At 59.7% G+C, this 8,315-nt stretch carries 6 protein-coding genes; all 6 read left to right on the plus strand.

Annotated features, from left to right (window positions below):
* Positions 1–149 precede the first annotated feature (149 nt).
* The 6 genes from argF to xerD all read left to right on the plus strand — a co-directional run bounded on the left by argF (position 150) and on the right by xerD (position 8,237).
* The gene (gene argF / locus DW195_RS10105; protein WP_117584234.1) at positions 150–1,145 is read left to right on the plus strand and encodes an ornithine carbamoyltransferase; all 996 of its coding nucleotides are present in this window, start codon (positions 150–152) and stop codon (positions 1,143–1,145) included.
* Between the two features lie 138 nt (positions 1,146–1,283).
* A complete protein-coding gene (locus DW195_RS10110) occupies positions 1,284–2,771 on the plus strand; it encodes a YfcC family protein (protein WP_370215228.1) in 1,488 nt (495 codons plus the stop codon).
* Between the two features lie 605 nt (positions 2,772–3,376).
* The gene (locus tag DW195_RS10115; RefSeq protein WP_006234276.1) at positions 3,377–4,858 is read left to right on the plus strand and encodes a DUF1846 domain-containing protein; all 1,482 of its coding nucleotides are present in this window, start codon (positions 3,377–3,379) and stop codon (positions 4,856–4,858) included.
* A gap of 256 nt (positions 4,859–5,114) precedes the next feature.
* On the plus strand, positions 5,115–5,453 hold the full coding sequence (locus DW195_RS10120; RefSeq protein ID WP_040358312.1) for a hypothetical protein: 339 nt from the start codon (positions 5,115–5,117) through the stop codon (positions 5,451–5,453).
* Between the two features lie 178 nt (positions 5,454–5,631).
* On the plus strand, positions 5,632–7,293 hold the full coding sequence (locus DW195_RS10125; RefSeq protein WP_117635384.1) for a CTP synthase: 1,662 nt from the start codon (positions 5,632–5,634) through the stop codon (positions 7,291–7,293).
* A gap of 2 nt (positions 7,294–7,295) precedes the next feature.
* The gene (gene xerD / locus DW195_RS10130; protein WP_199407928.1) at positions 7,296–8,237 is read left to right on the plus strand and encodes a site-specific tyrosine recombinase XerD; all 942 of its coding nucleotides are present in this window, start codon (positions 7,296–7,298) and stop codon (positions 8,235–8,237) included.
* Positions 8,238–8,315: the final 78 nt, after the last annotated feature.

An 8,315-nucleotide genomic window follows, 5' to 3' on the forward strand; every position in this document is an offset into this window, starting at 1 on the left:
GCGGCCCGCGCTGCATGAGCATGCCCTTCTGGCGCGAGGACCTCTAAGGTTTTAACGGTTCCGGTGCGGTCCCCCTACAACCGCACCGGTTTCGCCCGTCAAACGGGCACCACTTTTTAGTAATTCACTTTTTCGAAAGGAAACGAACCATGGGTGTTAACCTCTCCGGCCGTAGCTTCCTCAAGCTCCTCGACCTCACCACCGAGGAGATTGAGTACCTGCTCAAGCTCTCCAAGAACTTCAAGGACATGAAGCGTGCTGGCGTTCCGCACCGCTATCTCGAGGGCAAGAACATCGTCCTGCTCTTCCAGAAGACCTCCACTCGTACCCGCTGCGCCTTCGAGGTCGGCGGCATGGACCTGGGCATGGGCGTTACCTACCTCGATCCCGGTTCGTCCCAGATGGGCAAGAAGGAGTCCATCGAGGACACCGCTCGCGTTCTCGGCCGCATGTATGACGGCATCGAGTTCCGCGGCTTTGCCCAGGACGACGTCGAGGAGCTCGCCGCTAAGTCCGGCGTGCCCGTGTGGAACGGCCTGACCACTGAGTGGCACCCCACCCAGATGCTCGCCGACATCCTGACCGTCCAGGAGAACTTCAACTACGACATCAAGGGCAAGACCCTCGTCTTCATGGGCGACTGCAAGAACAACGTCGCTCGCTCCCTCATGGTTGTCTGCTCCAAGCTCGGCATGAACTTCGTGGCCTGCGGCCCCGAGGAGTGCATGCCCGCTGACGACGTCATCGAGGCCTGCAAGCCCATCGCCGAGGCCAACGGCTGCACCATCAAGCTGACCACCGACGTCAAGGACGGCGTCACCGGTGCCGACGTTCTCTACACCGACGTTTGGGTCTCCATGGGCGAGCCCGACGAGGTCTGGGCCGAGCGCATCGCTCAGCTCACCCCGTATCGCGTTACCTCCGAGGTCATGGCTATGGCCAACCCGGGTGCCATCTTCCTGCACTGCCTGCCCAGCTTCCACGACACCAACACCACGATTGGCGCCGAGAAGTGCGAGCAGTTCGGCATCACCGAGCAGGAGGTCACCGACGAGGTCTTCGAGAGCCCCGCTTCCAAGGTCTTCGACGAGGCCGAGAACCGCATGCACACCATCAAGGCTGTCATGTACGCTACGCTCAAGTAAGAGCATCTAGCATCTCGCTCGGGGTGCATTGCTGCGCACCCCGAGCACTTTTGTCTGGTAAAAATCTCGCACCGAACGACATGCACGGCACGGAAGAGCCGCTTCGGGCGAGATCAGTAAATGATTTATGAAGGGGGGATGAGAACTATGACTGAGACCGCTAAGAAAAAGCGCGGTATGCCTTCATCGTTCACCATTCTTCTTGCTCTGCTGGCAATCGTCGCGGTTGTTACCGTTATCGTCTCCGGTACGTCCGGTGGCGCGGTTACCGCTGCCCGCTTGAGCGATTTCTGCACCGCCCCGGTCAAGGGCTTCGCTGACGCTCTGCCCGTCTGCCTCTTCGTTATGATCCTCGGCGGCTTCCTCGGCATGATGACCGAGACCGGCGCCCTGGACAACGGCATTGCCGTTCTGGTGCAGAAGCTTAAGGGCAATGAGATCATGCTCATTCCCGTGCTGATGCTCATCTTCTCCCTCGGTGGTACCACCTATGGTATGTGCGAGGAGACCGTTCCCTTCTACGCCCTGCTCGCCGCTACCATGATGGCTGCTGGCTTCGACCCCATGGTCGGCGCTGCAACCGTCCTGCTCGGCGCTGGCTGCGGCTGCCTCGGCTCCACGGTTAACCCGTTTGCCGTCGGCGCTGCCGTCGACGCTCTGACCGGCGTTGGCATTGAGGTCAACCAGTCCATCATCATCGGCCTCGGTGCCGTCCTGTGGATTGTTACCACCGCCATGTCCATCTTCTTCGTCATGAGCTATGCCAAGAAGGTCAAGGCTGACAAGGGTTCCACCATCCTTTCGATGCAGGAGCTCAAGGACGCCGAAGAGGCTCACGGCAAGGCTGCTTCCGAGGTTCACAAGGAGGTCAAGCTCACCGGTCGTCAGAAGGGTGTTCTGATCGCCTTTGCCTTCACCTTCGTCGTCATGATCGTCGGCTTCATCCCGCTGGCCGACCTTAACGAGGGCGTCGCCAACTTCTTCGATGCTGGCGCTATCTATGACGCCGACGGTAACGCCATCGTTCAGGGCTGGTCTGCCCTGATCACCGGCCTGCCCATTGGTCAGTGGTACTTCGACGAGGCTTCCACCTGGTTCTTCCTCATGGCTGTCCTGATCGGTATTATCGGCGGCCTGTCCGAGAAGCAGATCGTCAACACCTTCATCACCGGCGCTGCCGACATGATGTCCGTTGTCCTCGTCATCGCCCTCGCCCGTGGTATCTCCGTCCTCATGGCTAGCACCGGCCTCGACGTCTACGTCCTCGACGCTGCCGCCAATGCTCTGGCTGGCCTGTCCGGCGTGATCTTCGCTCCCATGAGCTTCCTGGTCTACTTCGGCCTGTCCTTCCTGATCCCCTCGACCTCCGGTATGGCTACTGTCTCCATGCCCATCATGGGACCGCTGGCTGTTAAGCTCGGCTTCTCGCCCGAGGTCATGGTCATGATCTTCTCCGCCGCCATCGGCGTCGTGAACCTGTTCACCCCGACCTCCGGCGCCATCATGGGCGGTCTTGCCCTGGCCAAGATCGAGTGGACGACCTGGCTCAAGTTTGCTCTTAAGCTCATCGTCGCTCTCTCCGTCGTCTGCGCCATCATCCTGACCGTCGCTTGCGTGATGCTCTAAGTACCCCTTGGGTACCCCACGGAAACCATGACGATCCTATAACGGATCACCTGGTCATCGTCTGTCCGGTGGGGTAACCCCACCGGTAGACTCCTACCTTTGGCCCCCTCCCGTTCCGTGCGCGGGAGGGGGCGCTCTTGTGTTCCGGCGTTTTACCAAACGCCGGAACCACTCGACGCTGCAAGCCCGCCAGAGCGGCAATCTGACGTTCAATCGTCGGGCATGGCCAAAAGGCCTATGCCCTCCTCTTTCACGTCACCTTGCTCGCTCTGGTGGGCTTTCGCTGACTTATGCTCAACCTGCGGCGCTGCTATTGTTGGCGCAGGGGGCGGCTTGCTCGCTCTGGTGTCTGTTCGCTGTCCGTTCTCTGCCCGCGACGTTTCTGCTGTTGGTGCAAAGGGGTCAGGTTACTTTGCGCCAAAAGGGGAAGTTGCGGTGGAATAGTTCCCGTTTGGCCGTCTTGAGGGGTTAAACAGGAGCTATTTCACCGCAACTTATCGATGGCGTGTTTGGTTGGTGCCTGTTGATGGCCTGGGCATCGGGGAGGGCAGGCTCCGTTATAATCGCGTAGGAACTTAATTTACGAAACGGGACGGGAGCCATACATGCGCCAGGGTTTCGACAACGCGAAGTATATCGAGCTGCAGGCTGCTCACATTAAGGAGCGCATCTCGCAGTTTGGCGGCAAGCTGTATTTGGAGTTTGGCGGCAAGCTGTTCGATGACTATCATGCCAGCCGCGTGCTACCGGGTTTTGAGCCGGACAGCAAGTTCCGCATGCTCAAAAGCATCGCCGACGATGTCGAGGTTATCATCGCGATCAACGCGAACCACATCGAGAAAAACAAGGCTCGTGGTGACCTTGGCATTACCTATGACGAGGATGTGCTGCGCCTGGTTGACCTGTTCCGCGGCAACGGCTTTGCTGTCGCGGCCGTGGTCATCACCCAGTACGCTGGACAGCCCGCTGCCGATGTGTTCCGCAACCGCCTGAACGCGCTCGGTATTCCCGCCAAGCTGCACTATCCCATCGAGGGGTATCCGCACGATGTCGATCTGATTGTGTCCGACGACGGCTATGGCAAGAACGAGTTTGTCGAGACCACCCGACCGCTCGTTGTCGTGACGGCGCCCGGCCCTGGCTCGGGCAAGCTCGCTACTTGCCTGTCTCAGCTCTATCACGAGCACAAGCATGGCACGGCCGCCGGCTATGCCAAATTCGAGACCTTCCCGGTTTGGAATCTGCCCCTTACGCATCCGGTCAATATTGCCTACGAGGCCGCCACGGCCGACCTCGACGATGCCAATATCATCGACTCCTTCCACTTGGAGGCCTACAACAAGACCACGGTCAACTACAACCGCGACGTCGAGGCCTTCCCGGTGGTCCGTGCTCTGATGGAAAAGATCCTGGGCAAGAGCCCCTACCAGAGCCCCACGGACATGGGCGTCAATATGGTCGGCTTTGCCATCACCGATGACGATGCCTGCCGCGACGCTTCCAAGATGGAGATCGTTCGCCGCTACTTTACCGCGGTCGAAAATGTGCGCCGTACCGGCGTGGGCGATGAGCAAGTCGACCGTCTCAAGATTATTATGAAGAAAGCCGGCATCGATAAGAACTACTCACCGGCACGCTCGGCGGCCCTCACCAGGGAACAGCTGACGGGTGGTCCCGTGGGTGCCATGGTCATGCCCGATGGCTCCGTGGTGACCGGTAAGACCTCCACGCGCCTGGGCGCCGCAAGTTCGCTCATTATGAACGCCCTCAAGCATGTCTCGGGCGTCGACCTTGAGCTCGAGGTCATTAGCGATGAGGCGATCGAGCCCATCAGCAAGCTCAAGACGCATTTCCTGGGTAGCAAAAACCCGCGCCTCCACACCGACGAGACGCTTATGGCGCTGTCGATCACCTCGGCCACGAGTGAGACGGCCGCTCGCGTCCTTTCGGGCCTGGAGCAGTTGCGCGGTTGCGATGCCTTCTTTAGCGTGATCATCTCGCCGACGGACGAGACGGTACTGCGCAAACTGGGTATCAACGTGTGCTGCGAGCCCAAGTTCGAGCGCCGCGGTTTCTTCCATCGCTAAGTTTGAAGCACCGCGGTAATTGCATTGCAGTTTGGCCGTATCGGGTTAGCGCCCGGTACGGCTTTTTGATCAATAAAGTGCCTATTTCGGCGAAAAATAGCCGTTTACCTGCCTAGAAACAATTTGAGCGGTATACAATAACCGTAACTGTTTCATCCTTAGCGGGATGCCGCATGATGGATATTACCTGCCATCGTGAGGTGTGTCGGTCGCGCACGGCGCGTTAGATGCTCGTGCTCGGTTTGAGGAGGCTGCTATGGCGGGCAAGGGTCGTGCGAGTGTCAACGATATGAAGCGTGTCGAGGTGCTGGTGTTGATGGAGATCGACCAGCAAACCGAAGACAATGGCGGGCCGTATGGTTTCTCGCGCAAAACGCTTGCCGAGCGCGTGGGGGTTTCGCCGTATCGTGCCCGCGCCGCAATCGATCGCTTGGATTCCGAAGGTATGATTGATGTCGTCTCGCGTTATAGCGACGACGGCGGTCAGCTTGCAAATGGCATTTGCCTCACCGAACGTGGTGAGTGGTATCTTGAGGGCGTCCGTACCGGCATGCTCGTTCAAGAAATGCTTGAGGACGAGGTTGCTGATCGATAGCAGCATGTAACCCTTGCCATAGTGACGCCGCCTGGGAAACCGGGCGGCGTTTTGTTTCAAGATTGAGAAATGCAATCGCACGCGAGAAAAATTGCGGACGGTCCGCGGCGCGAGTATTACAATGAAGACCCGTAAGATGTGGATAAACAACTTCTACGGGAAGCGCAGGTAACTCAATATGACCAAGCATGTGTTCGTAACCGGTGGCGTGGTTTCGTCCCTGGGCAAGGGTATCACCGCGGCCTCGCTGGGCCGTCTGCTCAAGTCGCGTGGCTACAAAGTAACGATGCAGAAGGCCGACCCGTATCTGAACGTCGACCCCGGTACCATGAGCCCGTTCCAGCATGGTGAGGTCTTTGTAACCGAGGATGGTTACGAGTCCGACCTGGACCTGGGTCATTACGAGCGCTTTATTGATGAGAACCTGACCCGCGATTCCAACTTTACGACCGGTGCCATCTACAAAAGCCTAATCGCCCGCGAGCGTCGCGGCGACTTTTTGGGCGGTACCGTGCAGGTGATTCCTCACGTCACCAATGCCATTAAGGACAAGTTTCGCCGCATCGAGGAGCAGACCGGCTCCGATGTAGTCATCACCGAGCTGGGCGGCACGATCGGCGACATCGAGTCCCAACCGTTTGTCGAGGCCATCCGTCAGTACCGCAAGGAGGCCGGCTCCGAGAACGTCTGCTACATCCACGTGTCGCTCGTTCCCTATATTGCCGCCGCCCACGAGGTCAAGACCAAGCCCACGCAGCATTCCGTCAAGGAGCTCCGCAGCTTTGGCATCCAGCCCGATATCATCGTGCTGCGCTCCGACCACCATATCGATGACGCTATCCGCGGAAAGATCGCAAGCTTCTGCGACGTCGACACCGATTGCGTCTTTACCAATGAGGACTGCGCGAGCATCTACGACGTGCCGCAGCTGCTTGCCGAGCAGGACTTTGACCTGCGTATTTGCGAGCGCCTGGGCCTGGACCCGCGTGAGCGCGACATGAGCGAGTGGAATGAGTTCCTGCGTAAGCAGAACCATGCCAACCATCACGCCGATAAGGTTAAGATTGCCGTCGTGGGTAAGTACACGCAGCTGCCCGATGCGTACCTGTCGGTTATCGAGGCCCTGCACCATGCGGGCGTCTTCTACGATCGCCATGTGGACGTCCAGCTGGTCGACGGCGAGAGCCTCGACGAGCAGAATGTCTCTGAGGTTCTGGGCGACGCCTCGGGCATCCTGGTCCCCGGCGGCTTTGGCAAGCGCGCCCTGGAGGGCAAGATCCTCGCGGCCGAGTTTGCCCGTGAGCACAAGATTCCGTATCTGGGCATTTGCCTGGGTATGCAGGTCGCCGTGTGCGAGTTCGCCCGCAACGTCGTCGGCCTTGCCGGCGCCAGCTCCTCTGAGTTCGATCCGGACGGCCCGTTTAGCGTCATCGATCTGATGAGCTCGCAGGAGGACGTGACCGAGAAGGGCGGCACCATGCGCCTGGGCGCCTATCCGTGCAAGCTCGCCGCCGATACCCTTGCTCGCGAGGCATATGGCGAGGAACTCGTCTACGAGCGTCACCGTCACCGCTTTGAGTTCAACAACGCCTTCCGCGACCAGCTCGAGGATGCCGGCTTGGTTATCTCTGGCCTCTCGCCCGACGAGCGCCTGGTCGAGATGGTCGAGCTGCCGCGCGACGTGCATCCGTGGTATGTGGCAACCCAGGCTCACCCCGAGTTCAAGAGCCGTCCGACTAATCCGCAGCCGCTGTTCCGAGAGTTCGTGCGCGCTTCGATCGGCCAGCACGAGGGTGTCGACCGTCTGCAGGTGACGCCCATGAACCTCGCTACGGACTAAGGGTGCCGGCGAATAAGGAACATACCGAAGCTACTCCCTCGTCGCTCGCCGTGGCGGCGGGGGAGTATCTCGATTACCTCGCGGTCGAGCGGGGCTTGGCGCGCAACACGATTGTGGCCTATCGTCGTGACCTGACGACGTACTGCGCCTATCTGGAGCGGGCGGGTATTGTGTCTTTTGAAGAGGTGACCCGTCAGGTCGTGGAGGGCTTTGTCGCCGATCGCCGCGGCGGAGGCTATTCCGACGCCTCGGTGGAGCGCGCGCTTGCTGCCGTGAAGGGCCTGCATGCCTTTTTGGTGCGCGATGGAGCCGTGGCCCAAAACCCGACGGCGGCGTTGCGCCTGCCTAAAAAGGCTGAGCGTTTGCCGGAGTATCTATCGGTGGAGGATGTCTCGGCGCTGCTCGATCAAGACTTTCCCGAGGGCGAGATGGGACTGCGCGACCATGCCATCTTGGAAGTGCTCTACGGATGCGGTTTGCGTGTGAGTGAGCTGGTTGGGCTCGATGTGGGCGATATCCATATTGACGATGGCTTTGTACTCGTTCGCGGTAAGGGCTCAAAGGAACGCCTGTCCCCACTGGTGGGAAGCGCGGCGCGAGCTCTGACGCTCTATGTAACTGAGGGACGTTCTCGCTTGGCGGCCCATGCCCGCGGAACCGAGACCTCGGCGGTCTTTTTAAATAAGAACGGACGTCGCCTGTCGCGCCAGGCCGTGCATGCGATATGCGAGCGGTATGGGCGTCAGGTGGGGCTGGTGGGGCTCCATCCCCATACCTTGCGCCACTCCTTTGCCACCCACATGCTCGCGGGCGGTGCCGACCTGCGTGTGCTGCAGGAGATTTTGGGCCATGCCGATATTTCGACCACGCAGGTCTACACGCATGTCGACCGAACGCAACTGACCGAGGTCTATCTGGCGGCGCATCCGCTAGCACATCGCTAGCACCTCGCTGACCTGCATATTTATAAATACTAAAGGGGACGGGCCCCAGATTGCCGAGACGCACTTTTGCGCGCATGG

This window comes from Collinsella sp. AM17-1 (genome assembly GCF_003470665.1).
In the GTDB taxonomy this organism is placed as follows: Bacteria; Actinomycetota; Coriobacteriia; order Coriobacteriales; family Coriobacteriaceae; genus Collinsella.